Raw genomic sequence first — 23,453 nt, 5'->3', positions numbered from 1 at the left:
CCGGCATGGAAGGGCGCGGCACCGGGCTGGCAGAATTGCGGTGCATTACAAGAGAAAGCCAAGCGTGAATCCACACACAGGGACCAAGCCGGGGACAAAGCCGAAGGACGAGGCACCCACGCTGGACCGCACCACTTTCGGCCATCGCCTGCGCGCGGCGCGCAAGCGCTTCGGCTGGACGCTGGCGCAGTTGGCCGAGCGCTCGGGCGTGTCGATCACCACCATTTCCCGCGCCGAGCGCGGGCAGCTGGCGCTCGGCTACGAGAACTTCACCGCGCTGGGCCGCGCGCTGGAGATGGACATGAACGCCATGTTCGCGGGCGCCGGCGTCAAGCCCGCGCAACTGGACGGACCGGTCGTCACGCGGGCCGGGAAGGGCGTCGTGTACCGCGGCCTGTCGATTGCATATGAATTCCTCGGCACCTCGGCGGCCGGCAAGCAGATGAGCCCCATCGTGGGCACCGTGCATGCGCGCCGCATCCATGGGCCGGAAGATTTCGTGCGGCACTCCGGCGAGGAATTCGCCTATGTGCTGTCGGGCGAGATCGAGGTGCACTTCGACAACGGCGAAATGGTGCGCCTCGGGCGCGGCGACTCTCTGTATTTCGACAGCCGCATCGGCCACGCCTATGTGAGCGTGAGCCGGCAGCTCGCGAAGATCGTGGGCATGACCACGGCGGAGAGCGGGCACATGAGGTCGGCGCGGGAGGCGCCCGCGGCCAGGCCGGTGGAAAAGGTGTCATCCAAACCTACGCCCAAATCCAAGCCCGCAGTCGCCACAAAGAAAGCCACGCGAGGCCGCGGGGCCTGACGCTTCTCCGCACCGTCCTGCTGTCGCCGATTTGCGCGTGAATCCTGGCGAGGATCGCTATGCTGGCGCCCGCCGATCACTCCGACAAGAAATCATCATGACCCTGCATTCGTCCTTCCTTGCCCTGCGGTCCGTGTCGCTGGCCTGCAGCCTCGCCCTTGGCGCTGCCGCCGCCGTGCACGCCGCGCCCGATGCCAAGCTGCTCGCCGCCGCCGAGAAGGCGCAGCCCGCGGTGATCGAGAGCCTCAAGGAGATGGTGCTGATCGAATCGGGCAGCCTGAATGTCGATGGCCTGCTCAAGATGGCCGATGCGGTGGAGACGCGGCTCAGGTCTGCTGGCTTCAAGACCGAGCGGCGCAAGGCCACGGCCGGCGCGGGCGCCGACATCGTCATCGGCACCATCAAGGGCACGGGCAAGCGCAGGATCATGCTGCAGGGCCACATGGACACGGTGTACGCCGCAGGCATCCTGAACAGCCAGCCCTACAAGGTCGATGGCAACCGCATCTACGGACCGGGGATTGCGGACGACAAGGGCGGGCTCGCGGTCATGATGGCTTCGCTGAAGATCCTGGCCGACGCGGGCTGGCGCGACTACGACACGCTCACGGTGCTCATGAACCCCGACGAAGAGGTGGGCTCGGTCGGCTCCGGCGAGCTCATCGCGGCCATAGCCGATCAGCACGACACGGTGCTGTCGTTCGAGCCGACGGCCGCCAAGTCGGTGGCCAAGGGTGAATCGCTGCTGCTGGGCGCGGCCGGCATCGCGCAGGCCACGCTCGACGTGAAGGGCCGTGCGTCGCATGCGGGTGCGGCACCCGAGCTGGGGCGCAATGCCCTGTACGAGCTGTCGTACCAGATGCTGCAGACCAGGGACGTCGCGAAAGACATCCCCGGCGTCGCGCTCAACTGGACCGTGGCGCGCGCGACCGGCCCGATCAACCAGATCACCGAAAAGGCCCAGGCACTCGGCGACATCCGCATCACGCAGCCCGGCGCCGAGAAGAAGCTGGAGGCGGCATTGCAAGCGAAGCTCGCGAGCGGCAAGCTGGTGCCCGATACCGAGACCACGGTCAAGGTCGAAGTGGGTCGCCCGGCCTTTGTGGCAGGCGAGAAGGGCCGCGCGCTGGCCGAGAAGGCCCAGGCCATCTACAAGGAAATCGACCGCGAACTCGCGCTCACGCCAATGACCGGTGGCGGCACTGATGCGGGCTATGCGGGCCGCTCGGGGAAGGCGACCGTGGTCGAGAGCTTTGGCCTGGCGGGCTTCGGCTATCACGCACGCGACGAATACATCGAGGTCGATTCGATCGTGCCGCGCCTCTATCTTGTCACTCGGCTGCTGACGGAAATCGGCAAGCAGTAACAGGCCTCGCGGCAGCCGCTTTCAGGGCTGCTCCTTGGGAGGTTCGCCGGGGCGGCCGGGCGGGCGGCGATGGGCTGCTGCGGCCGCGGCAGCCGCGTGCTGCTGGGCCTGTTGCTGCTGCTGGCGGATTTGCTGAGCCTGCTGCGCCTGTTGCTGCTGCTGGCGGACTTGCTGAGCCTGCTGCGCCTGTTGCTGTTGGCGTTGCTGCTGCTGTTGCTGCTGTTGCTGCATTGCCTGCTGCCGTTGCCGTTGCTGTTGCTGTTGCTGTTGCTGTTGCTGTTGCGCGGCCTGCGCCTGTTGCTGCTGCCGTTGCAATTGTTCTTGATGCTGCTGTTGTCGGGCCTGTTGCTGCGCCTGCTGCCGTTGCACCTGTTGCTGTTGAGCCTGCTGCTGGAGCACGCGGGCCTGCTGCTGGGCTTGCTGTTGCTGTTGCTGTTGCATCTGCTGGCGCCGTGATTGCTCCTGCTGTGCCGATGGCCTATGTTGCTGGGGGTCCTGCGTTGCGTGCTGTTGTTGTTGAGCCTGACGGCTGGCCGCACGTGCCTGTTGCTGCTGTTGCTGCTGTTGCTGGGCCTGTTGTCGCCGCGCTTGTTCTTGCTGTTGTTGAAGCAGGGCCTGCGGCGGCGGCTGATGGGTGTCAGGCGCCTGTAGCTGTTGCCGTGGTTGTTGCCGCTGCTGTCGCTGCGCCTGTTGGGCTTGTTGGCGCTGCAACCGATCCTGCTGCTGCTGAAGGCGCCCCTGCCGCTCCTGCTGTTCTTGCTGGCGCTGGCGTGCCTGCAATTGCTGGGCCTGTTGCCCCGCTTGTTGCTGCTCCTGCTGCTGGCGCATGAAGGCTTGCTGTTGCCGTGCTTGCTGTTCTCGTTGTTGTTGCTGTTGCTGTTGCTGTTGCTGTTGCTGCGCCAACTGGGCGTTCTGTTGCTGAGCCATGCCCGGTCCGGGGCCGCCCGCGAAATTGGCCGCGGGAGCGCCAGTCGGCACGCCGCGCGGCGCGTTGTTGTTGTAGACGTTGCGCACGTTGTTGACCACCGTCGTCGAACGCGAGATGTAGGTGCTGTTGTTGTAGACCACCGCGGGCCGGGCGTAGGCCGGCTGCGCCGCGCGGTCGCGGTCGCGATCCCGGTAGCGCGGGGCGCCCCAGTTCATGTCCCATGAGCGCCAGCCCCAGTCGTGGCGTTCAAGTGCGGCGCCCACGACCACGCCGAGCCCGAAGGTGAATGCGCCGGCCGCCGCCATCTGGCCGCGGCTGTAGCCGGGCGCGGCCTCGACGGGCGGGGCATACGCATAGCCGGGGTACACGGGCACCGGCTCGCCGTAGATGCGCTGCGGGTCGTAGCTGGGCACGTACACCACGTCGGGCTGCGCCGGCTCGATGGTGATGAACTGCGGTGGTGGCTCGATCACGGCGGGGCCGGCGTAGACGGGTTGCATGTCGGGCGCCGGGCTGTAGTTCTGCGGTGTCGCGGCGCTCGCGATGCGCAGCTTGTCGTTGTTCTTGAGCCGGCCCGCCGCCGATGCGCGCTGGCGCATGACCTGGATGGCGTTCATCACGTCGGCCGGATCGTTGTAGTAGGCCTGGCCGAGCGCCTCGGTCCACGCGATGTTGCCGGCCATCTGGCCCAGCACCGGTCGGAATGCGGTGAGCGACTTGACGCTCGGATCCCAGGGCTGCCGGTTGGCTGCGTCAGCGAGCGGACCACCCTTGAGTGCGGCGTTCTGCAGGAGCCAGCCATGCGCCGCGGTGATCTGGTCGGGATAGGTGGAGCCGGCCAGCACCTGTGCCACCAGCTTGTCGGGATACAGCGCGATGGGTGCCACGAGCTGGTAGAGCTGCTCGGCCGAGGGCGGCGTGTAGGCTGCGGGCGCTGGAGCGGCCGGTGCGGGTGCGGGCGCGCCAACCGCTGGAGGTGCAGGCACCTGGGCGCCAGGGGCGTTGTCGTTCTTGCTGCAGCCGGCGACGGCGAGCGCGCCGATGCACAGCGAAATCGTCAATAGCTGCGCGGCCGGCGTGCGGCGAAATGGTGTTGTCATCTGGAGTTCCTGTGGGCGCCGACCTTGTCACGCCCTGAACTCTTTCAACGGCGTGCCACCTGTGGCGACGACGCCAGCTTGCATCGCCGATGCAACGGTCTGTGTCGGTGCTGCGCCGCCCGCGCTGTCGGCGCAGAACCACAGACCCGCTCGGGAGGCCTACTTTGCGCCGCCCGCGTACTTGGTGACGCTGGTTGCGTTCACGTGATAACCGCTCACGCCCATCATCGAGTCGTTGCGCAGCGTCTGCAGCTTGCCGGTGACCCACACGGTGTCCATGGCGCGGAACTTGGCGCCCTTTGGCGTGACCACGTGCAGGATCTGGTTGGCCGGCGGCGGCGGCGTGTGGATGCAGGCGCCGAAATAAGGCACCAGCAGGAACTCGGTGACCTCGCCCTTGGCTTCTTCGAGCGGCACGATGAAGCCCGGGATCTTGATGTCCGCGCCGTTCATGGCCGGATTGGTCGGCGCATTGTTCGACACTTCCTGCATCTTCATGAGCAGCTCGTTGGCGCGCGGGTCGCCGTCGTTGAGCGCGGCGAGGTCCATGCCCTTGAATTCCTTGGCCGGGTCCCAGTCCTTGGGCACCAGTTCTTCCCAGGTGATCTGGCGCGGCTGGCCCGGCGTGGCCTTGGCGGTCGCGGCTGGTGCAGCCTTGCCGCCGAGCGGGTTCGATGCGGTCGTGTCCTTGGGCGCGGGCTCGGCGGCCCATGCAGCCAACGAAAGCATCGATGCTCCAAGTGCCAGGGCAACCGTTCCAGGAATACCGCGGAACCGGCTTTGCCGGACCGCTGGTATTGCCCCCTGCAAGGGGGTGGGCGTAGCGACACGAAGTGCGCGAAGACTGGGGGTGTACATGTCTAAATCCTCGGTGAGAGGCCGTCGGCCAACGAGAGCCGGTAGGCACGGATGCCGGGCAGCAGGCTTGCGAGCCAACCCGCCACCAGCAGGCTTCCCATCAGCAGCCATTCGTTCAGTGTAGGTTCTGAAAGACTCAATGTCAGCCCGAACTGCGACTGCAGCCATGGCGCGAGCAGGGCGATGCCGAGCACGGCCATGACCACGCCAAAGGCCACGCCCAGCACGGTGACCATGGCGCCCTCGAGCGCGAGCAGCGCCAGCACATGGCGCAGGCTGGCGCCGACAGCACGCAGCACGGCCAGCTCGCGCCGCCTTTCGTTCAAGCCCGCCATCACCACGGAGACAAGGCCTGCAAGGCTCACCAGCGCGACCAGCGCGGACATCAACAGCAGCGCGTTCTCGCCGATGCCGATCACGCTCCACAGTTCGTCGAGCGCCACGCCCGGCAGGATGGCCATCAGCGGTTCGCCGTTGTAGGTCGAAATCCAGCGCTGCACGCCGAAGACGGCGGAGCGGTTCTTCAGGCCCACGAGCGCGGCCGTCACGTTCTTTGGCGTGAGGTCGAACTTGCGCACCTGCTCGGCCGGGATCTTCACGCCCGGCATCGGCGCGCCGCCCACCCATTCGAGGTGGATCGCTTCCATGGCTTCGAGGCCGATGTGCACCGTGCGGTCGACCGGCGTGCCGGTGCGCGCGAGCACGCCGACCACCGTGAATGGCTTGTCGGCATGTTCGGCCGTGTTGAGCTCGCCGCTGCCGTGCGCGAGCGTGATCTTCCGGCCGACGTGGTAGCCCAGCTTGTCGGCCACTTCGGCGCCCACCACCGCATCGAACAGCTCGCTGAAGGGCTTGCCTTCGCGCAGCTTCAGCAGCTGGCGGTCGCCATAGCGAAAGCGTGTGAAGTACTCGGGCGAGGTGGCCAGCACCGCGAAGCCGCGGTGCGAGTCCCCCAGCGAAAGCGGCACCACCCAGTCGACGCCCTGGTGCGCGGCCAGCGCCTGCACACTCTTCCAGGAGATGTTGTTGGTGGCCGCGCCGATGCGGAACACCGAGTACAGCAGCAGCTGCGTGGAGCCTGCGCGCGCCCCCACGATCAGGTCGGTGCCAGACACGGACGACGCGAAATTCTCGCGCAACTCGGTGCGGATGCGTTCGACGCCGAGCAGCAGAAAGGTCGACAGCGCAATCGAGAACACCGTGAGCGCGAGCGTGAAGCGCCGGTTCCAGGCGCTGTGCCAGGCGATCGAAAAAAGTGCCCTCATCGGCAGGCCTTCATGCGTCCACCGCTATCGCAGCCGAAGCCGCACGGTTGATCTCGGGCAGCAGCACATGCCGGGCAAAGCGCTGCGCGATGCGCTGGTCGTGGCTCACGAACACGAGCGCGCTGTGGTTCACCGCGCAGGCCGTCAGCAGCACGTCGAGAAAGGCTTCGCGCCGGTCTTCGTCGAGCGCGGACGTGGGCTCGTCGGCAATCACCACTTCGGGCTGGCCGATGAGCGCGCGGGCCGCGGCCACGCGCTGCTGCTGGCCGACCGACAGCTGCACGGCCTGGCGCTTCCACAGGTGGCGGTCGAGTCCCATCTGGTCGAGCAGGTGCTCCGCCTCTTCGCGCGAGCTGCCGCCGCGCGCGGCCTGCGATTCGCGCCGCTGCGAGAAGCGGCAGGGCAGCAGCACGTTGTCGAGCACGCTCAGATACGGCAGCAGGTTGAACTGCTGGAAGATATAGCCCACGTGCGCCACGCGGCAGCGGTCGCGCGCGGCACCCGAGAGCTGGGACCAGTCGTGCCCCAGCAGCGTGACGCGGCCTTCGTCGGCCACCAGCACGCCGGCCAGCAGGGACAGCAGCGTGCTCTTGCCGCAACCGCTCGGGCCGTGCAGAAAGACCGACTCGCCGGCCGTGATGCGAAAGGCCTCGATGTCGATGCACGGCGCCTTCATGCCGGGCCACGCGAAGCGCAGCGCTTCGATGGCGAGCACCACGCGCAGCGGCGACGCCTCGCCCTGGGAGACGGTGCTCACAGCGTCACTTGCCCCAGCTCAGGCGTACGGGCTGGTTCGCTTGCGCAACCGCAGGGCGCTTGAGCTGGCGCTTGAACTGGCCTTGCGCCGAAGCGATCTGCGAATCGATCTGGCGCGTGCCCTTGAAGGCGGCGAAAAGATTCACGTCGATGAACTTTGCCGCGGCCGCGTTGGTGCAGTTGAAGGAGAAGGTGGCGTCGAGGTCTGCATGGCCCGGGGGCTCGCTCGGGTCGGGGTTGCCGAGGCCGAGCGCGCCGGAGCGCAGGTCGACCGGGCCGAGCTTGCAGTTGGCGGCGGGGTCGATGGCAAAGAGCTTGTCCGCCGCGCGCAGCTGGGCGACGGCATCTTCGACGGTCTTTTTCTCGGCATCGGTCTTGGGCGCGCGCTCGAAGCCGACGATGTTGTCGAGCGGCGACTCCATGTTGATCACGACGGTGGGACCGTCGATGGCCACGTCAAGCTTGAGCTGGCCGTGCACGTGTGCGTGCTGCTGCTGGGCCTGCGCTGAAAGAAAAGGGGCCGCTGCGAACAATGCCGCGGCGAATGCGAAGCCGGATGAAATGCGTCGTCGAAGTCGGATCTGTTTCATGGTTCTGCGCCTTGCCGGGTCGGCAGCCCCGGCGTGTTGCTCCACTCGCTCCAGCTGCCGGCATAGAGCGCGGTGGTCCCCAGCCCCGCGATCTGCATTGCAAGCAGGTTGGGCACAGCGCTCACGCCGCTGCCGCAGTGGTGGACGACCGTCGCCGGATCGCGTCCCGCGAGCAGCGCTTCGAACTCGGCACGCAATTGCGATGCCGACTTGAACTTGCCGTCGGGGCCGAGGTTTTCGGCGAAGGGCCGATTGAAAGCCCCGGGGATGTGACCCGCGATCGGGTCCAGAGGTTCCACCTCGCCGCGAAATCGTGCGGCGGCGCGCGCGTCGATCAGGTTCTGGTCAGGCTGGCCGAGCCGGCGCACCACGGCGTCGGTGGTCACGAGCTTCGCGAGCGGCTCGCCCGGCACGAAATTCGACTGGAAGTGCGCCGGCTCTTCGCGGTTCGTGACTTCGCCGCCCGCGGCCTGCCATGCCTGCAGGCCGCCGTCGAGCACGGCCACCGCGTCGTGGCCCATCCACTTGAGCATCCACCAGAGCCGGCCGCAATAGTTGGCGCCGTTGCGGTCATAGACCACGGCCTGCATGTCGTTGGAAAAACCGATGCTCGACAACCAGGCTGCGAACTTCTCGCGGCTCGGCAGCGGATGGCGTCCGCCCGAGGCCGGCACGCCGTCTTCCTGCGCAATGACCACGTCCCCCAGTGCGCCCGGTACGCCGTGTTTCGCGCTGAGGTCGGTGTCGAGGTTCGCATACACGGCGCCGGGGATGTGCGCGGCGGCATATTGCTGTGCGCCCGCCTCGGGCTTCATGAGGTCGAAGCTGCAGTCGAAAACCATGAGAGGTACGTCGCCAGCCTGCAGTTGCTGGAGTTGTTCGACGCTGACGAGGGTGGTGTACATGGCGGGGTTCCTTCGTTGTCGATTCGGTTCGATGCGGTTCAGTGTTCTTCGGCCGGCGCCTTGGGCACAGCGCGCTGGCGCAACACGGTGGCTGCGATGCCGCTCACGATGATGAGCGCCATGCCGGCCCAGCCGGCGGCGTCGATGCGGTCGTCGAACAGCACCACACTGTAGAACGCCGCAAAGACAATACCGGAATACTGCAGATTGGCCACCACGAGCGTGCCGGCCTGGGTCTTGGCCGTGGCGTAGGCGCGCGTCATGCAAAGCTGCCCGAGGGCGGCCAAGAGGCCGATCGGAAGCAGCCACAGCGCATGCTGCCACGTCCACGCACCCCCGCCCGAAAACCCGGTGGCGGCTGTGGCAATGGCACCCGCCACTGCCGAGCCCACCGCGAAATAGAAGACGGTACGCAATTCGGGTTCGCCGATGCGCGAGAGTGCCACCACCTGCATGTATGCGAACGCCGCCGTGAGGCCCGAAAGCAGCCCCAGCAGGCCCGCGAAACCTTCGTTGCCATTGACCGAGGGCTTGAGCATCAGCACCACGCCCGCGAAGCCCGCGAGCACCGTCAGCACCAGCGGCCCCTGCAGCGGCGGGCGCTGCACGCGGCCGTCGCGGCCGGGCACCGGCACCCACGCGAGCAGCGCGCCGCCGACCAGGAAGGCCGCGATCCAGACGCTGCTCATGTAGTTGAGCGTGACGGCCGTGGCCAGCGGCATGTGGGCGATGGCATAGAACCATGCACCCAGCGACACCACGCCGATGGTGCTGCGCCAGGCGTGCATGCCGGGGTAGCGGGTGGCCATCGAGACACCGCGGCTGCGCGCCAAAAGCCACAGGAGCACGATGCCGATCAGGCCGCGTCCGAGCACCATCTCGCCACTGTTGAACCAGGCCGAGGCAACCTTGACGACCACGCTCATGGTGGCGAACAAGAAGGCGCCGAGCACCATCCAGAGTGCTTGCACTATCGGCTCTCCCCCAGGCTTCGCGCACTTCGCGTCGCTTTTCGACCCCCCTCGCCGGGGGCAACGCCAGCGGCCCGGCAAAGCCGGTTCCGCGGTGTTCCCGGCACACCGTGCGAAGAGGCGCTCATCGATTCAGGCAGTAGTCTGCATTGCGGCTCTGTACCACTCGTGGAACTGCTGCATGCCGTCTTCCATCGGGCTCTGGTAGGGGCCGCTCTCGTCGTCGCCGCGCAGCATGAGGGCGCGGCGCCCGGCGTCCATGCGCTCGGCGATCTCGTCGTCTTCGACGCAGGTTTCCATGTAGGCGGCCTGCTGGGCCTCGACGAATTCGCGCTCGAAGGCCACGATTTCCTCGGGGTAGAAGAACTCGACCATGTTGAGGGTCTTGGTGGGGCTTACCGGATGCAGCGTCGACACCGTGAGCACGTGCGGATACCACTCGACCATCACGTGCGGATAGTAGGTGAGCCAGATGGCACCGTACTTGGGCGGCTTGCCCTCTCGGTACTTGAGCAGCTGCTCCTGCCACTTCTGGTAGATGGGGCTGCCCGCGCGGCCGAGCCGGTTCGCCACACCCACGGTCTGCACCGAGAAGTTGCGGTTGAACTCCCAGCGCAGGTCGTCGCAGGTGACGAAGCTGCCCAGGCCCGGGTGGAAAGGGCCGACGTGGTAGTCCTCGAGATAGACCTCGATGAAGGTCTTCCAGTTGTAGTTGCACTCGTGCAGCTCGACCCGGTCGAGCGCGTAGCCCGTGAAGTCCAGGTCGGCGCGCGGGCCGAGTTCGGCCATGTCGGCCGCCACGTCGCGGCCCACGCCGTTCGGGCCGCCCTCGAACAGCAGGCCGTTCCACTCGGTGAGCGGATAGTTGTGCAGGTTCAGGCAGGGGTCCTGGTCGAAATGCGGCGCACCAATGAGCGTGCCCGTGGCGCGCGGGTCGGCGGCCGCGTAGGTCCAGCGGTGCAGCGGGCAGACGATGTTGCCGCCGGTCTGGCTGTCGAGCTGTCCGCGGCCTTGCAGGATAAGAGCCTGCCGGTGGCGGCACACGTTCGAAATGAGTTCGACACCCTTGGGCGTGTGCACCAGCGCACGGCCCTGGTGCTCCTGCGGCAGGGTGTGGTAGTTGCCCAGCTCGGGCACCGCGAGCCGGTGGCCGACGTAGCGCGGCCCTTGCGCGAACAGCGTTTGCATTTCGCGCGCGTAAAGCGACTCGTCGAAGTACGCGGAAACTGGAAGTTGGCTCGCGGCCTGCTGCAGTTGAAGACTTAAATCAGACATGGAGGACCTGACCAAGCTCCCCACAGGGAGAAAAAGGAGAAAAAACGGAAGGCGCCGACTGGAGTCCGAAAGGGCGACGGCCCGAAGAGTTGTGCCGGGTTAGCCGGCAAGTGAAGCTGGGATTGTACCCAAGGGGGCACCGCAGCGCCCATGGCTTTGCATATGCCCGCGCCGGACGGGCCGTGGCCGACACTCATGGGCCATTCGGCCGCCATCTGCCGCATGCTTCGGGGCGGCCGGCGGCCCTTTGGTTCCCCGACCTAAAATGCTTGATTTCACACTCGTTCGCTCGCATGCCCAAGGTCCCTTCTTCCGCCACGTCCAGCCCGGCAGCCACGCCCGACACGGGGCCGCTGCCGGCCAGCTACGAAGCCGGGCTCCAGGAGTTGGAACAATTGGTTGCAGAACTCGAGTCCGGCCAGCTGCCGCTCGATCAGTTGCTTGGCAGCTATCAGCGCGGCGCCACATTGCTCGCTTTCTGCCGCGAGAAGCTGCAGGCGGTCGAAGACCAGATCAAGGTGCTCGACGCGGGGAGCCTCAAGCCCTGGGCGGCCGAATGAGCGGGGCTGTGGTCAATTGGGATGCTGGCCGGCTGGCCGGCTGGAGCGAACCGCATCTGGTGCGCGTCGAAGCGGCGCTTTCGCGCTGGGTCGGGGTCGATGCGCCGGTGCTGCTCGGTGAAGCGATGCGCTACGCCGTGCTCGACGGTGGCAAGCGGCTGCGTCCGCTCCTGGTGCTGGCCGCGAGCGAAGCGGTGGGCGGCAATGCGGCCGCGGCGCTGCGCGCGGCTTGCGCAACGGAACTGATTCACGCCTACTCGCTGGTGCACGACGACCTGCCGAGCATGGACAACGACGTGCTGCGGCGTGGCAAGCCCACGGTGCATGTCAAGTTCGGCGAGGCCGATGCGCTACTCGCCGGCGATGCATTGCAGGCGCTGGCCTTCGAACTGCTGACGCCCGACGGCGACGAAATTCCGGCTTCGACCCAGGCCATGCTGTGCCGCCTGCTGGCGCGCGCCGCAGGCAGCCAGGGCATGGCGGGCGGCCAAGCCATCGACCTTGCCAGCGTCGGCATGGCGCTGAACGAAGCGCAGCTGCGCGAAATGCATCGCCTGAAAACCGGCGCGCTGCTGCAGGGCAGCGTCGAGATGGGCGCCGCCTGTGCCGGTGCCGTGGCGCCTGCCGCGCTGAATGCATTGCGTGACTACGGCGCGGCCATCGGCCTGGCGTTCCAGGTGGTCGACGACATCCTCGACGTCACCGCCGATTCGCAAACCCTCGGCAAGACGGCCGGCAAGGACGCGGCCGCCGACAAGCCCACCTACGTTTCGCTGTGGGGCCTCGACGGTGCGCGGGCACAGGCACGGCAGCTGCTTGCCGAAGCGCTTGCAGCGCTGGACCGCAGCGGCCTTGCCGACACCGCGGCACTGCGCGCACTGGCCCACATGGTCGTCGACCGCGACCGATGAACAGTTCACTGATGGATAAGAAGAACCACGACGATCCCATGGCTCCGCTGCTTCCCACGCTTCACGATCCGTCGCCGATCCGCCACTACGACCGCGCCCAGCTCAAGCAGCTGTCCGACGAGGTGCGCGCCTGCGTGCTCGACAACGTCTCACGTACCGGCGGCCACCTGAGCTCCAATCTCGGCACGGTCGAGCTCACGGTCGCGCTGCATCATGTGTTCAACACGCCGCACGACCGGCTGGTGTGGGACGTGGGCCACCAGACCTATCCGCACAAGATTCTCACGGGGCGGCGCGAGCGCATGCCCACGCTGCGGCAGATCGGCGGCATCTCGGGCTTTCCGCAGCGCAGCGAGAGCGAATACGACACCTTTGGCACCGCGCACTCGTCCACCAGCATTTCGGCCGCGCTCGGCATGGCCATGGCGGCCAAGCAGAAGGGCGAGGACCGCCACACCGTGGCCATCATCGGCGACGGCGCGCTCACGGCCGGCATGGCTTTCGAGGCGCTCAACAACGCCGGCGTATGCGACTGCAAGCTGCTGGTGATCCTGAACGACAACGACATGTCGATCAGTCCGCCGGTGGGCGCACTCAACCGCTACCTCGCGCAATTGATGAGCGGCAATTTCTACGCCGCCGCCAAGAACGTCGGCAAGAGCGTGCTGCGCGCCGCGCCGCCGTTGTTCGAACTGGCCAAGCGCCTCGAGCAGCATGCCAAGGGCATGGTGGTCCCGGCCACGCTGTTCGAACAGTTCGGCTTCAACTACGTGGGCCCGATCGACGGCCACGACATCGATTCCCTGGTGCCCACGCTCGAGAATCTCAAGCATCTCGACGGCCCGCAGTTCCTGCACGTGGTCACCAAGAAAGGGCAGGGCTACAAGCTCGCCGAGGCCGACCCGGTGGCCTACCACGGCCCCGGCAAGTTCGATCCTCAGGTCGGGCTGGTCAAGCCCACCGCGGTGGCCAAGCAGACCTTCACGCAGGTCTTCGGCCAGTGGCTGTGCGACACGGCGGCGCACGACGGCCGGCTCGTGGGCATCACGCCCGCGATGCGCGAGGGCTCGGGGATGGTCGAGTTCGAGCAGCGCTTTCCGGACCGCTACTACGATGTCGGCATTGCCGAGCAGCATGCGGTGACGTTTGCGGCCGGCCTGGCCTGCGAGGGCCTGAAGCCGGTGGTCGCCATCTACTCGACCTTTCTGCAACGCGCGTACGACCAGCTCATCCACGACGTCGCGATACAGAACCTGCCGGTGGTGTTCGCACTCGACCGCGCAGGCCTCGTGGGTGCCGACGGCGCCACGCACGCGGGTGCCTACGACATCTCGTTCTTGCGCTGCATTCCCAACATGAGCATTGCCTGCCCGGCCGATGAGCGCGAGTGCCGCCAGTTGCTGTCGAGCGCCTACGAGCAGAACCACCCGGTGGCCGTGCGCTATCCGCGCGGAGCGGGTGCCGGCGTGACGCCGCACCTCGCGCTCGACGCGCTGCCTTTCGGCAAGGGCGAGGTGCGCCGCGAAGGCAAGCGCATTGCCATCCTCGCGTTCGGCAGCCTGCTGTACCCGGCGCTCACCGCGGCCGAATCGCTCGATGCCACGGTGGTCAACATGCGCTGGGCCAAGCCGCTCGACGTCGACCTGCTGCTGCAGGTGGCAGGCACGCACGACGCCATCGTCACGCTCGAAGAGGGCGCCGTCATGGGCGGCGCGGGCAGCGCGGTGCTCGAGGCGTTGCAGGCTGCCAACGTGCAGAAGCCGGTGCTGCAACTGGGCTTGCCCGACCGATTCATCGAGCATGGCGATCCGGGCAAGCTGCTCGCATCGATCGGCCTCGATGCAGCGGGCATCGAAGCCTCGATCACGCAGCGCTTCGGCTCCGTCGCAGGGTAAACCCGGGCCGGCCGCGTGTAAGCGCGTTTTTACAATCACGACGACTTACAAAAGTCGTCGACGCGGCCACAAGCCGCGTTTCGTTTTTTCCAATGCACTCGGAGTGAATTCAATGGATCGTCGTTCCCTCATCAAAAACGCCGGCATCGCTGGCGTTCTGGCCGCCGGCATTGCGCCCGCAGTACATGCGCAAGCCGCCGTCCGCTGGCGCCTGGCGTCGAGCTTTCCCAAGTCGCTCGACACCATCTACGGCGGTGCGGAAGTGTTCGCCAAGGCGGTCAAGGCCATGTCGGGCGGCAAGTTCGAAATCTCGGTTCATGCCGGTGGCGAGCTGATGCCTCCCTTCGGCGTGGTGGACGGCGTGCAGAACGGTTCGGTCGAGATGTGCCACACCGTGCCTTACTACTTCTATGGAAAGAACCCCGCGTTTGCGCTCGGCTCGGCCATTCCGTTCGGCCTGAACTCGCGTCAGATGAACGCGTGGATGATGCACGGCAACGGCCGCAAGCTCATGAACGAGTTCTACGCCAAGTACAACATGCTGAGCTTCGGCGGCGGCAACACGGGCTGCCAGATGGGCGGCTGGTTCCGCAAGGAGATCAAGTCCGTTGCCGATTTCAAGGGCATGAAGATGCGCCTGGGGGGCGGCCTGATCGGTGAAGTCATGCAGAAGCTGGGCGCCGTGCCGCAAAGCCTGCCGGGCGGCGAGATCTACCAGGCGCTCGAAAAGGGCACCATCGATGCCGCCGAATGGGTGGGACCGTACGACGACCAGAAGCTCGGCTTCAACAAGGTGGCGCCGTTCTACTACTACCCCGGCTGGTGGGAAGGTGGTCCGGAAGTGGACTTCTTCATTAACCAGAAAGCATTCGACGGCCTCTCGGCCGAGAACAAGGCCATCGTGGAAGCAGCTGCGGCCGTGGCTTCGTCCGATATGCTCGCCAAGTACGATGCGCTGAACCCCGTCGCGCTCAAGCAGCTCGTGGCAGCCAAGACCAAGGTGCTGCCGTTCTCGCAAGCCATGATGGACGCCGCCTACAAGGCTTCGCTCGAGGTGTACGCCGAGAACGACGCCAAGAGCCCCGAGTGGAAGAAGATCTACGCCGACTTCCGCAACTTCCAGCGCGACCAGGTGCTCTGGTTCCGTTTTGCGGAATCGCGTTTCGACTCGTTCATGTCCACGCTCAAGCTCTGATAGGCGGTCATATTCCGGTCAACAAAAAGCCCCGCATCGCGGGGCTTTTTGTTGGGGGCTAGCCAAGGAGAGAAGGAGAGAGAAGGAAGAGCGGCGCGAGCCCCTGAGGGCTCGCTGCAGCTTTCGGGCTACTTCTTGCCGGCGTCCCGGTCGAGCTGTTCCTGCATCGCCTTCATCGGATCTTCTTCCGCGGCCGAGGGCGCAGGCGCTTCGCCACCGGCCGGTGCCGACGCACCGGGTTCCGGCTCGGGGGCGGGCTGCGAATCGTCCTTCGGCATGTTGGCCTGCATCTCGGCACCGATCTTGTCGAGGTCGATCGCAACCTCCTTGTCGAGTCCGCTCGAGACGATGGCCGGGAACGCGATGATCAAGCCGACCATGATGATCTGGATCAGCACGAACGGCACCGCGCCCCAGTAGATCTGCATGGTGGTGACGGGTTCGATCCGTTCGTTCGTGACCTTGTCGTTGTAGGCCTTGGTCGGTGCCACGCTGCGCAGGTAGAACAGTGCAAAGCCGAAGGGCGGATGCATGAACGAAGTCTGCATGTTCACCGCCAGCAGCACGCCGAACCAGATCAGGTCGATGCCGAGCTTGTGCGCGACCGGTGCCAACAGCGGCACGACGATGAACGAGAGCTCGAAGAAGTCGAGGAAGAACGCCAGGAAGAAGATCAGCACGTTCACCAGGATCAGGAAGCCGAGCTGGCCGCCGGGCATGCCGGTCAGCAGGTGCTCGACCCAGCGTGGTCCGTCCACGCCCTGGAAAACCAGGCTGAAGATGGTCGAGCCGATCAGGATGAACACCACGAAGCAAGACAGCTTGGTGGTGGTATTGAGCGCCTGCTTGAGCAGCCGCATGCTGAGGCGGCCGCGCACCATGGCCATGATGAAGGCCCCGAGTGCACCCATTGCGCCGCCTTCGGTGGGGGTCGCCACGCCGAGGAAAATGGTGCCCAGCACCAGGAAGATCAGCAGCAATGGCGGGATCAGCACGAAGGTCACGCGCTCGGCGATGCGCGACAGGAGGCGCAGCCGCAGCAGGCGATTGGCCACCGCAATCAGGAAGGCCAGCAGCACGCCGACGCACATCGACACCACGATCGTTTCGTCGGTGGCAACGGTGGCCACAGGCTGACCGGTCCACCAGGTGTGGACGTCGGCGATGTGCTTGGCGAAGAACACGGCTGCCGCCGTGGCGATGGTGGTCAGCACCAGCAGCGACGGCAGGCCGCTGCTGCCGTTCGGTTCGCGAAAAGTGCGTGCTTCGAGCGGCAGGGCCGGAACCCACTTGGGCTTGAAGATGGCCAGCAGGATCACGTAGCCCGCGTACATGGCGGTCAGCATGAAGCCCGGCACGAATGCGCCCTTGTACATGTCGCCGACGCTGCGGCCGAGCTGGTCGGCCATGATGATCAGCACCAGCGAAGGCGGAATGATCTGCGCCAGCGTGCCCGATGCCGCAATCACCCCTGAGGCAAGCCGCCGGTCATAGCCGTAGCGCAGCATGATCGGCAGCGAGATCAGCCCCATCGAGATGACCGAGGCCGCGACCACGCCGGTGGTGGCCGCGAGCAGCGCACCCACGAAGATCACGGCCAGCGCCAGGCCGCCGCGCACGGGGCCGAAGAGCTGGCCGATCGAGTCGAGCAGGTCTTCGGCCATGCCGCTTCGCTCGAGGATCAGCCCCATGAGCGTGAAGAACGGAATGGCCAGCAGCGTGTCGTTCTGCATGATGCCGAACACCCGCAGCGGCAGCGCCTGCAGCAGCGCTTCGGGCAGCAGGCCGAGCTCCACGCCGACGAAGCCGAAGAACAGGCCGCAGGCACCGAGGCTGAACGCCACCGGGAAGCCGAACAGCAGGAAGACGATCAGCCCCGCGAACATGATCGGGGCGAAGTTTTGTGCAATGAATTCCATGGGGTTCTACCGCTCAGCCTTTGGCGTTGGATTCAGCAAGCCGGCGGATCGACTCGGCCAGTTCTTCTTCGGCGGTTTTCTCTTCGCGCTTGTGCGTGGGGTCGTCGATGCGGCCCTGCAGGAAGGCGATGCGCTTGATGAGTTCGGACCACCCCTGCAACATCAGCAGCCCGAAGCCCAGCGGGATCATGGCGTAGACGGGCCAGCGGATCAGCCCGCCGGCGTTGTTCGACATTTCGCCCGAGCGCAAGCCCTGCAAGAAGAATGGAATGCCATACCAGAGGATGGCCAGGCAGACCGGCGTGAGAAAGAAGGTGAAGCCGATGATGTCGACCCAGATCTGGCCGCGCTTGGAGAGGCGGCTGAGGATCACGTCGATCTTCACGTGTTCCTGGTTCAGGAGGGTATAGCCCGCGGCGATCAGGAAAGACGCGGCGAACAGGTACCACTGAACCTCGAGATAGGCGTTGGAACTGACGTTGAAGACCTTCCGGACCACGGCATTGACGCCGCTGATGAGGGTGGACGCAAGGATGAGCCAGATCACGTACTTGCCGATCTGGCCGTTCAGCCAATCGACCGCGCGCGAAAATCTGAGCAGGAAATTCATGCTCTTCTCCAGAGGGAAATGGATGCGTTGGATGCAAAAGCGCCCGGACTCCACCGGCGGGCGGCGGTCGGGGCTTTGGCGGACGCGCGATTTTATCGGTGCAACAAGCTGTTTTCGTCCAGGGCCGGGCGGTGTATTCCCGTAGGCGCAGGGGCGATGTGCCGCGGCAACGCCGCGGCTCGCGATAATGAAACATGCCCTCGTCGTCGCCGCCCCTGCTGCCCGCGGGCTTGCCGCACTCCATCGATTCGCCCGACATGCAGCGGGCGGGCCGCGAACTGCTGTCGCTGGCCCTGATCGATGCGCGCAACCACACGCTCCACCTCTTGTCGCTCTACGAGCAGGCGCTGGGCTCGCCCGCGCTGGCAGTGGCGCGCACCGACGACGCCAGCGTCGTTCCGCCCGTCTGGCTTGCCGGGCACATCGGCTGGTTCGCCGAATGGTGGATAGGGCGCAATACGCAGCGGGCCTTCGGCGCCGATTGCCCGGTGCGGCCGACCCGGCTGGCCGCCATCGATCCCAACGCCGACGACTGGTGGAATCCGGCCCACGCGTCGCGGGCACAGCTGTGGTCACCCGGCATGCCGGACCTCGGCCAGACCAAGGCCTACCTGCTCGAGACGCTGGAGAGCACGCTCGAACTGCTCGAGCATGCGGCCGAGACCGATCCGGGGCTGTACTTCTACCGCCTGGCGCTGTTCCATGAAGACCTGCGCGGAGAGCAGCTCATCGTCATGGCGCAGACCCTGGGGCTGCCGCTGGGCATCGAGCCGACGCCCACCTCCGTCACGCGCGAGCCATTGCTGCTGCCCGCCACGCGCTGGGAGCTCGGCCTGCCCGAGGGCTGCGGCTTCGCATTTGCGCAGGAGCGCGGCGTGCACCGTGTCGACGTGCCCGAGTTCGAGATCGACGCCCAGCCCGTCACGTGGAACCAGTACATCGAGTTCGTCGACGAAGGGGGCTACGACCGCGAGGAACTCTGGCACCCCGAAGGATGGCGCTGGCTGGCTTCGCAGATCGAGGGGCGGCGCGGGCCGCGCCATGTCGAGCAGATCGGGGCGGCGCGCCACGGCACGGGCGGCTCGGTGCTGCAGCACCGTTTCGGCTCCACCGTGCGCGCGGCCGGCCACCACAGCGCGGTGCACCTGAGCTGGTGGGAGGCCGATGCCTGGGCGCGGTGGGCCGGCCGGCGCATCGCGACCGAGGTCGAATGGGAGATTGCGGCGCTGACGGCGGCACGCCGCGGCTTTCGCTGGGCCGACGTGCACGAGTGGACGGCCAACACGCTGCGGCCTTGGCCCGGTTTTCGGCCCGATCCGTGGAGTGCGGGCAGCGAGTTCGATCCCATCCCCGCATTCGGCCGGGCGCGCGTGCTGCGCGGCGCCTCGTTCGCAACCCGCGCGCGCCTGCGCTCGCCGCGGCGCCGCGGCTTTGCACTGCCGGGCCGCGACGACGGCTTCTTCGGCTTTCGAACCTGCAGTCCGTGACTCACCCTCGGCGCCCGCTAGGGAATGCCGCCTGATGAGAGCGGCGGCGCCACTTCCTCCAGCGGCTTGCACTCCGCATCGGCCGCATAGCGCAGGGCCAGCAATCCCGCGACGATGACCAGCGTGGCGCCGATCGCGTAGCCCACCATCACCGCGCCGCGGCTGCCGGTTTCGATCAGGATGCCGAACAATACCGGGGCCGCGAAGCCGCCCGCGCCCATGCCGATGGCGTAGAAGATCGCGATGGCCATGGCCCGCATCTCGAGCGGAAAGACTTCGCTGACCGTGAGATAGGCCGAACTCGCAGCGGCCGAGGCCAAAAAGAACACCGCCGACCAGCACAGCGCCTGGCTGCGCGCGTCCAGCCAGCCCATCATGAAGGCCCAGCCGGTGAGCGCGAGCCCGACGCCGGCGAGCACATAGGTGAGCGCGATCATCTTGCGCCGGCCCACGCTGTCGAACAGCGGGCCCAGCAGCAGCGGGCCGAGCACATTGCCGAGCGCGAACGGAAAGATGTAGAGCGCCACGTTGTCTTCAGCCACGCCGTAGAAGCGCGTGAGCACCAGCGCGTAGGTGAAGAAGATCGCGTTGTAGAAAAAAGCCTGCGAGACCATCAACGCCACGGCCACCACGCTGCGCTCGCGGTAGCGGCGCAGCAGCACGTGCGCCACTTCGCGCATCGACGGGCTGCGGCGGCGCTCTGCGGCGTACGCGACGCGGCCTTGCGCCACCGCCAGCGGGCCGTGCTGTGCACGAACCTGGGCCTCGATGTTCTCGACGATGCGCAGCGCCTCGTCGGCGCGGCCGTGCGCCATCAGCCAGCGCGGGCTCTCGGGCACGTCGCGCCGCACCAGCAGGATCGCCACGGCCAGCACCGCACCCAATGCGAAGCCTGCGCGCCAGCCCCACACGGGTCCGATCACGCGCGCATCGAGCAGCACCAGGCTGAGCCCCGCGCCCAGCGCTGCGCCCACCCAGAAGCTGCCGTTGATCGCCAGGTTGACGCGGCCGCGCACGCGCGCGGGAATGAGTTCGTCGATGGCCGAGTTGATGGCTGCGTATTCGCCGCCGATGCCCAGGCCCGTGACGAAGCGGCAGAACGCGAAGAAGGCGAAGTTCGGCGAGAACGCGGTGGCCAGCGTGCCCAAGGTGTAGACCACCAGCGTGACGAGGAACAGTTTCTTTCGGCCGAGCCGGTCGGTCAGGCGTCCGAAGACCAGGGCGCCGATGACCGCGCCCGCGATGTAGATCGAACCCGACCAGCCGATCTGGCCGGCGCTGAGCCCCAGCGTGTCGGGCCGTTCGAGCACGGCGCCGATCGAGCCCACCAGCGTCACCTCGAGTCCGTCGAGCACCCAGGCCACGCCGAGTGCGATCACCACGCGCCAGTGCCAGCGCGACCAGGGCAGGCGGTCGAGACGGGCGGGAATGTCGCTGTGCACCGCAGCTGTCGTCATGGGCCCAACCTTAACCCAAGTGCCTGGACGGCCCTTTCAGCGGCTGTGCTTCTTCTCGCGCGGGAAGGTCCACCAGGGCAGCAGCGCGCGCAGCGACTGCACCTCGCCGCTGGCCGCGGTTTCGTAGCCGGGCAGCGTGCCCAGCAGGTGCTGCCAGTTCTCACTGCGCAGCACGGCCAACAGCGCCTGCATCGCGGGCTGCTCGAGCGCCGACTTGAGGCAGGCGAGGTGGTAGCGCTCGTGCACCAGGGGCACGAAGCCCAACCCCACGGCGTGGGCCGCCGATTCGAGCCCGAGCCCGGCATCGGCCTGGCCCGACGCCACGGCCTGCGCCACCGCGGCATGCGAGGTTTCAGAGCGTTCGTAGCCCGCAAGCGCGCTGCCATCGAGCCCGGCCTGCGCCAGCAGTTCGTCGAGCAGCACGCGCGTGCCGGTGCCGATCGCCCGGTTGACGTAGCGCGCCCGCAGCCGTGCCACGTCTGGCAGCGAGTGCAGGCGCAGCGGGTTGCCCGGCGCCACGATGAGGCCCTGCGTTCGCCGCGCAAAGCCGATCAGCTTGTGCTGCCCGGGCTTGAGCAGCGGCTGGTAGGTGCGCTGGGCCAGCGAGCCGCGCTGCGGATGTTCCAGCGTATGAAAGCCCGCCATCACGCAGCGGCCCTGATTGAGTGCGCGGATCGCATCGACGCTGCCGGTGAAATGAATGTCAAGGTGCAGTTGCGCGGTGCCCGCCGCATGGGTGCGCAGCAGCGCCAGCGCGTCGTCGTGGCTCGCCTGCAGGCTCAGTACGTGGGTGCGGTCATCGAAGGCGAGGGCGAAGGCGCGCTCCAGTTCGGCATGCAGCGCCTCGATCTGCGGCGCCAGCCGGGCCTGGGCCTGGCGCTCGGCCCACAGCAGCTTGTCGCCGAATTCGGATAGCTGTGCGCGCTGTCCCTGTTCGCCCTGAATCAGGGGATGGCCGAGCGCTTGTTCCCAGTGCTTGAGCTCGCCCCACACATGGCGATAGGAAAGGCCGAGCGCACGCGCGGCGGCCGAGATGGAACCGTGCTCGCGCACCGCCTGCAGTATCTGCATCAGCGGATTGCGGATCTGCCGCGATCCGCTGCGGCGGGGCCGGATCGCGTAGGAAAGGTCGATCTGTTGCACGAGGGCTGGCGGGGAAATGGAGGCCGGCTCATTATGCAGAGCCGTCCGTTGCCCGCCCGCCGTGCGTCAGGCCGTCTCTGCGAGCGCGTCGCCCAGCGCGTTGACGAGGCGGTCGATCTCGGCCTTCTCGGCGATGAAGGGCGGCGCGAGCTGGATCGTGTCGCCGCCGTAGCGCACGTAGAAGCCCTTCTTCCAGCAGTTCATCGCGATCTCGTACGGGCGGCGCGCCGGTTCGCCCGGCAGCGCGGCGATGGTCAGGCCCGCGGCCAGGCCGTAGTTGCGGATGTCCGCCACGTGCTTGCTGCCCTTGAGGCTGTGCACCGCGTTCTCGAAATGCGGAGCGAGCGTTTTCACGCGGCCGATCATGTCTTCCTTCTGAAGCACGTCGAGCGCGGCGATGCCGGCGGCGCAGGCCACCGGGTGCGCGCCGTAGGTGTAGCCGTGCGGAAACTCGAGCATGTAGTCGGGACCGCCGGCCGCCATGAAGGTCTCGTAGATATCCTTGCTGGCAATCACCGCGCCCAGCGGCTGCGCGCCGTTGGTCACCTGCTTGGCGATGTTCATGATGTCGGGCGTCACGCCGAAGGCTTCCGCGCCCGTGAGCGCGCCGCAGCGGCCGAAACCGGTAATGACTTCGTCGAAGATCAGCAGGATGTTGTTCGCGGTGCAGATGTCGCGCAGGCGCTTGAGGTACCCCTTGGGCGGAATCACCACGCCGGCCGAGCCAGCGAAGGGCTCCACGATCACGGCCGCGATGTTCGATGCATCGTGCAGCGCGATCAGGTCGAGCAGGCGGTCGGCCAGCTCGGCGCCGTTCTCCGACATGCCGCGCGTGAAGGCGTTGCTTGCAATCTGCGTGTGCGGCAGGTGGTCGGCTTCCACGCCTTGGCCGAAGAGCTTTCGGTTGGCCGCAATGCCGCCCACCGAAATGCCACCGAAGTTCACGCCGTGGTAGCCCTTCTCGCGGCCGATCAGGCGCGTCTTGCTGGCAAGGCCCTTGGTACGCCAGTAGGCGCGCGCCATCTTGAGCGAGGTGTCGGCGGCCTCGGAGCCCGAGCCGGTGAAGAAGACGTAGTCCAGGCCCGCGGGCGTCAGGTCCTTGACCTTGTTGGCCAGCTCGAACGAGAGCGGGTGGCCGAACTGGAAGGCGGGCGAGTAGTCGAGCTTGGCGATCTGGCGGCTCACCGCCTCGGTGATTTCGGGGCGGCCGTGGCCGAGGCCCGAGCACCAGAGGCCCGAGAGGCCGTCGAAGATCTTGCGGCCGTCGCCATCGGTGAAGTAGGCGCCCTTGGCCTCCACGATCATGCGCGGATCGGCCTTGAAGTTGCGGTTGCCGGTGTAGGGCATCCAGTGCGCGTCGAGCCAGGCGGCGTCGGTGCGCAGGGCGGGCGTCGGTTCGATGGCGGGTGTGGCGAGGGTCATGGCGCTTCCCGCTCGGGGCGGGCTCCAAA

20 protein-coding genes are annotated in these 23,453 nt (G+C 67.0%); 7 read left to right on the top strand and 13 right to left on the bottom strand.

Features of this window, described 5'->3' with window-relative positions; all coding sequences use genetic code 11:
• The first annotated feature begins 64 nt into the window (after window positions 1-64).
• Entirely contained in the window at window positions 65-811 is a 747-nt protein-coding gene (locus tag ACAM55_RS17185) for a helix-turn-helix domain-containing protein (protein WP_369652702.1), read from the top strand.
• 97 nt (window positions 812-908) lie between these two features.
• Window positions 909-2,177, top strand: a complete 1,269-nt coding sequence (locus ACAM55_RS17180) for a glutamate carboxypeptidase (protein ID WP_369652701.1) — start codon at window positions 909-911, stop codon at window positions 2,175-2,177.
• A 21-nt stretch (window positions 2,178-2,198) separates the two neighbouring features.
• Here the strand turns inward: ACAM55_RS17180 and ACAM55_RS17175 are convergent, their stop codons facing one another.
• From ACAM55_RS17175 to ACAM55_RS17140, 8 genes are all read right to left on the bottom strand, one after another.
• Entirely contained in the window at window positions 2,199-4,205 is a 2,007-nt protein-coding gene (locus ACAM55_RS17175) for a DUF3300 domain-containing protein (protein ID WP_369652700.1), read from the bottom strand.
• A 159-nt stretch (window positions 4,206-4,364) separates the two neighbouring features.
• Window positions 4,365-4,934, bottom strand: coding sequence for a DUF3299 domain-containing protein (locus ACAM55_RS17170; RefSeq protein WP_369652699.1), 570 nt, complete (start codon window positions 4,932-4,934; stop codon window positions 4,365-4,367).
• A 131-nt stretch (window positions 4,935-5,065) separates the two neighbouring features.
• The gene (locus ACAM55_RS17165; RefSeq protein ID WP_369652698.1) at window positions 5,066-6,328 is read right to left on the bottom strand and encodes an ABC transporter permease; all 1,263 of its coding nucleotides are present in this window, start codon (window positions 6,326-6,328) and stop codon (window positions 5,066-5,068) included.
• 10 nt (window positions 6,329-6,338) lie between these two features.
• Entirely contained in the window at window positions 6,339-7,085 is a 747-nt protein-coding gene (locus ACAM55_RS17160) for an ABC transporter ATP-binding protein (protein ID WP_369652697.1), read from the bottom strand.
• A gap of 4 nt (window positions 7,086-7,089) precedes the next feature.
• Window positions 7,090-7,674 carry a DUF2796 domain-containing protein gene (locus ACAM55_RS17155; RefSeq protein ID WP_369652696.1) on the bottom strand — a complete coding sequence of 195 codons (585 nt, stop codon included), beginning with the start codon at window positions 7,672-7,674 and terminating at the stop codon, window positions 7,090-7,092.
• The gene (locus ACAM55_RS17150) at window positions 7,671-8,579 is read right to left on the bottom strand and encodes a sulfurtransferase (RefSeq protein ID WP_369652695.1); all 909 of its coding nucleotides are present in this window, start codon (window positions 8,577-8,579) and stop codon (window positions 7,671-7,673) included. The genes ACAM55_RS17155 and ACAM55_RS17150 overlap by 4 nt, the downstream gene beginning before the upstream one ends.
• Before the next feature lie 38 nt (window positions 8,580-8,617).
• Entirely contained in the window at window positions 8,618-9,535 is a 918-nt protein-coding gene (locus ACAM55_RS17145) for a DMT family transporter (protein ID WP_369656419.1), read from the bottom strand.
• Between the two features lie 147 nt (window positions 9,536-9,682).
• Complete coding sequence (locus ACAM55_RS17140) at window positions 9,683-10,825, bottom strand: aromatic ring-hydroxylating dioxygenase subunit alpha (protein WP_369652694.1); 1,143 nt, start codon at window positions 10,823-10,825, stop codon at window positions 9,683-9,685.
• A gap of 293 nt (window positions 10,826-11,118) precedes the next feature.
• Here ACAM55_RS17140 and ACAM55_RS17135 point away from each other — a divergent pair, with 293 nt between their 5' ends.
• The 4 genes from ACAM55_RS17135 (at window position 11,119) to ACAM55_RS17120 (ending at window position 15,386) form a co-directional block, all read left to right on the top strand.
• Window positions 11,119-11,385 carry an exodeoxyribonuclease VII small subunit gene (locus tag ACAM55_RS17135; RefSeq protein ID WP_369652693.1) on the top strand — a complete coding sequence of 89 codons (267 nt, stop codon included), beginning with the start codon at window positions 11,119-11,121 and terminating at the stop codon, window positions 11,383-11,385.
• Window positions 11,382-12,296 (top strand): polyprenyl synthetase family protein, encoded by a 915-nt coding sequence (locus tag ACAM55_RS17130; protein ID WP_369652692.1) that lies wholly within the window; start codon window positions 11,382-11,384, stop codon window positions 12,294-12,296. Before ACAM55_RS17135 ends, ACAM55_RS17130 begins: the two co-directional genes overlap by 4 nt.
• 38 nt (window positions 12,297-12,334) lie before the next feature.
• Window positions 12,335-14,191: a 1-deoxy-D-xylulose-5-phosphate synthase gene (gene dxs, locus ACAM55_RS17125; RefSeq protein WP_369652691.1), complete on the top strand. Its 1,857-nt coding sequence runs from the start codon at window positions 12,335-12,337 to the stop codon at window positions 14,189-14,191.
• Window positions 14,192-14,303: 112 nt separating this feature from the next.
• The gene (locus ACAM55_RS17120; protein WP_369652690.1) at window positions 14,304-15,386 is read left to right on the top strand and encodes a TRAP transporter substrate-binding protein; all 1,083 of its coding nucleotides are present in this window, start codon (window positions 14,304-14,306) and stop codon (window positions 15,384-15,386) included.
• Between the two features lie 128 nt (window positions 15,387-15,514).
• Here the strand turns inward: ACAM55_RS17120 and ACAM55_RS17115 are convergent, their stop codons facing one another.
• Together ACAM55_RS17115 and ACAM55_RS17110 are read right to left on the bottom strand one after the other, a co-directional pair.
• On the bottom strand, window positions 15,515-17,305 hold the full coding sequence (locus ACAM55_RS17115; protein ID WP_369652689.1) for a TRAP transporter large permease subunit: 1,791 nt from the start codon (window positions 17,303-17,305) through the stop codon (window positions 15,515-15,517).
• 13 nt (window positions 17,306-17,318) lie between these two features.
• On the bottom strand, window positions 17,319-17,915 hold the full coding sequence (locus tag ACAM55_RS17110; protein WP_369652688.1) for a TRAP transporter small permease subunit: 597 nt from the start codon (window positions 17,913-17,915) through the stop codon (window positions 17,319-17,321).
• Window positions 17,916-18,109: 194 nt separating this feature from the next.
• Between ACAM55_RS17110 and ACAM55_RS17105 the strand changes: the two genes are divergently transcribed.
• Window positions 18,110-19,402, top strand: coding sequence for an SUMF1/EgtB/PvdO family nonheme iron enzyme (locus tag ACAM55_RS17105; RefSeq protein ID WP_369652687.1), 1,293 nt, complete (start codon window positions 18,110-18,112; stop codon window positions 19,400-19,402).
• A gap of 17 nt (window positions 19,403-19,419) precedes the next feature.
• Here ACAM55_RS17105 and ACAM55_RS17100 read toward each other — a convergent pair whose 3' ends face one another.
• From ACAM55_RS17100 to ACAM55_RS17090, 3 genes are all read right to left on the bottom strand, one after another.
• The gene (locus tag ACAM55_RS17100) at window positions 19,420-20,859 is read right to left on the bottom strand and encodes an MFS transporter (RefSeq protein ID WP_369652686.1); all 1,440 of its coding nucleotides are present in this window, start codon (window positions 20,857-20,859) and stop codon (window positions 19,420-19,422) included.
• Window positions 20,860-20,895: 36 nt separating this feature from the next.
• Window positions 20,896-22,002 carry a substrate-binding domain-containing protein gene (locus ACAM55_RS17095; RefSeq protein WP_369652685.1) on the bottom strand — a complete coding sequence of 369 codons (1,107 nt, stop codon included), beginning with the start codon at window positions 22,000-22,002 and terminating at the stop codon, window positions 20,896-20,898.
• A 66-nt stretch (window positions 22,003-22,068) separates the two neighbouring features.
• Window positions 22,069-23,424, bottom strand: coding sequence for an aspartate aminotransferase family protein (locus tag ACAM55_RS17090; protein WP_369652684.1), 1,356 nt, complete (start codon window positions 23,422-23,424; stop codon window positions 22,069-22,071).
• Window positions 23,425-23,453 lie beyond the last annotated feature (29 nt).

This window comes from Variovorax sp. V213, assembly GCF_041154455.1.
In the GTDB taxonomy this organism is placed as follows: Bacteria; Pseudomonadota; Gammaproteobacteria; order Burkholderiales; family Burkholderiaceae_C; genus Variovorax.
Note: the sequence above shows the minus strand (reverse complement) of the source record. Positions and strands in the feature narration are given on the sequence as shown.

Coding starts and splice junctions, on each gene's coding strand:
- ACAM55_RS17155 (WP_369652696.1), bottom strand. CDS start 7,674: ATGAAACAGATCCGACTTCGACGACGCATTTCATCCGGCTTCGCATTC.
- ACAM55_RS17090 (WP_369652684.1), bottom strand. CDS start 23,424: ATGACCCTCGCCACACCCGCCATCGAACCGACGCCCGCCCTGCGCACC.
- ACAM55_RS17165 (WP_369652698.1), bottom strand. CDS start 6,328: ATGAGGGCACTTTTTTCGATCGCCTGGCACAGCGCCTGGAACCGGCGC.
- ACAM55_RS17130 (WP_369652692.1), top strand. CDS start 11,382: ATGAGCGGGGCTGTGGTCAATTGGGATGCTGGCCGGCTGGCCGGCTGG.
- ACAM55_RS17105 (WP_369652687.1), top strand. CDS start 18,110: ATGCCCTCGTCGTCGCCGCCCCTGCTGCCCGCGGGCTTGCCGCACTCC.
- ACAM55_RS17150 (WP_369652695.1), bottom strand. CDS start 8,579: ATGTACACCACCCTCGTCAGCGTCGAACAACTCCAGCAACTGCAGGCT.
- ACAM55_RS17110 (WP_369652688.1), bottom strand. CDS start 17,915: ATGAATTTCCTGCTCAGATTTTCGCGCGCGGTCGATTGGCTGAACGGC.
- ACAM55_RS17180 (WP_369652701.1), top strand. CDS start 909: ATGACCCTGCATTCGTCCTTCCTTGCCCTGCGGTCCGTGTCGCTGGCC.
- ACAM55_RS17140 (WP_369652694.1), bottom strand. CDS start 10,825: ATGTCTGATTTAAGTCTTCAACTGCAGCAGGCCGCGAGCCAACTTCCA.
- ACAM55_RS17115 (WP_369652689.1), bottom strand. CDS start 17,305: ATGGAATTCATTGCACAAAACTTCGCCCCGATCATGTTCGCGGGGCTG.
- ACAM55_RS17175 (WP_369652700.1), bottom strand. CDS start 4,205: ATGACAACACCATTTCGCCGCACGCCGGCCGCGCAGCTATTGACGATT.
- ACAM55_RS17170 (WP_369652699.1), bottom strand. CDS start 4,934: ATGCTTTCGTTGGCTGCATGGGCCGCCGAGCCCGCGCCCAAGGACACG.
- ACAM55_RS17100 (WP_369652686.1), bottom strand. CDS start 20,859: ATGACGACAGCTGCGGTGCACAGCGACATTCCCGCCCGTCTCGACCGC.
- dxs (WP_369652691.1), top strand. CDS start 12,335: ATGGCTCCGCTGCTTCCCACGCTTCACGATCCGTCGCCGATCCGCCAC.
- ACAM55_RS17145 (WP_369656419.1), bottom strand. CDS start 9,535: ATGGTGCTCGGCGCCTTCTTGTTCGCCACCATGAGCGTGGTCGTCAAG.
- ACAM55_RS17120 (WP_369652690.1), top strand. CDS start 14,304: ATGGATCGTCGTTCCCTCATCAAAAACGCCGGCATCGCTGGCGTTCTG.
- ACAM55_RS17135 (WP_369652693.1), top strand. CDS start 11,119: ATGCCCAAGGTCCCTTCTTCCGCCACGTCCAGCCCGGCAGCCACGCCC.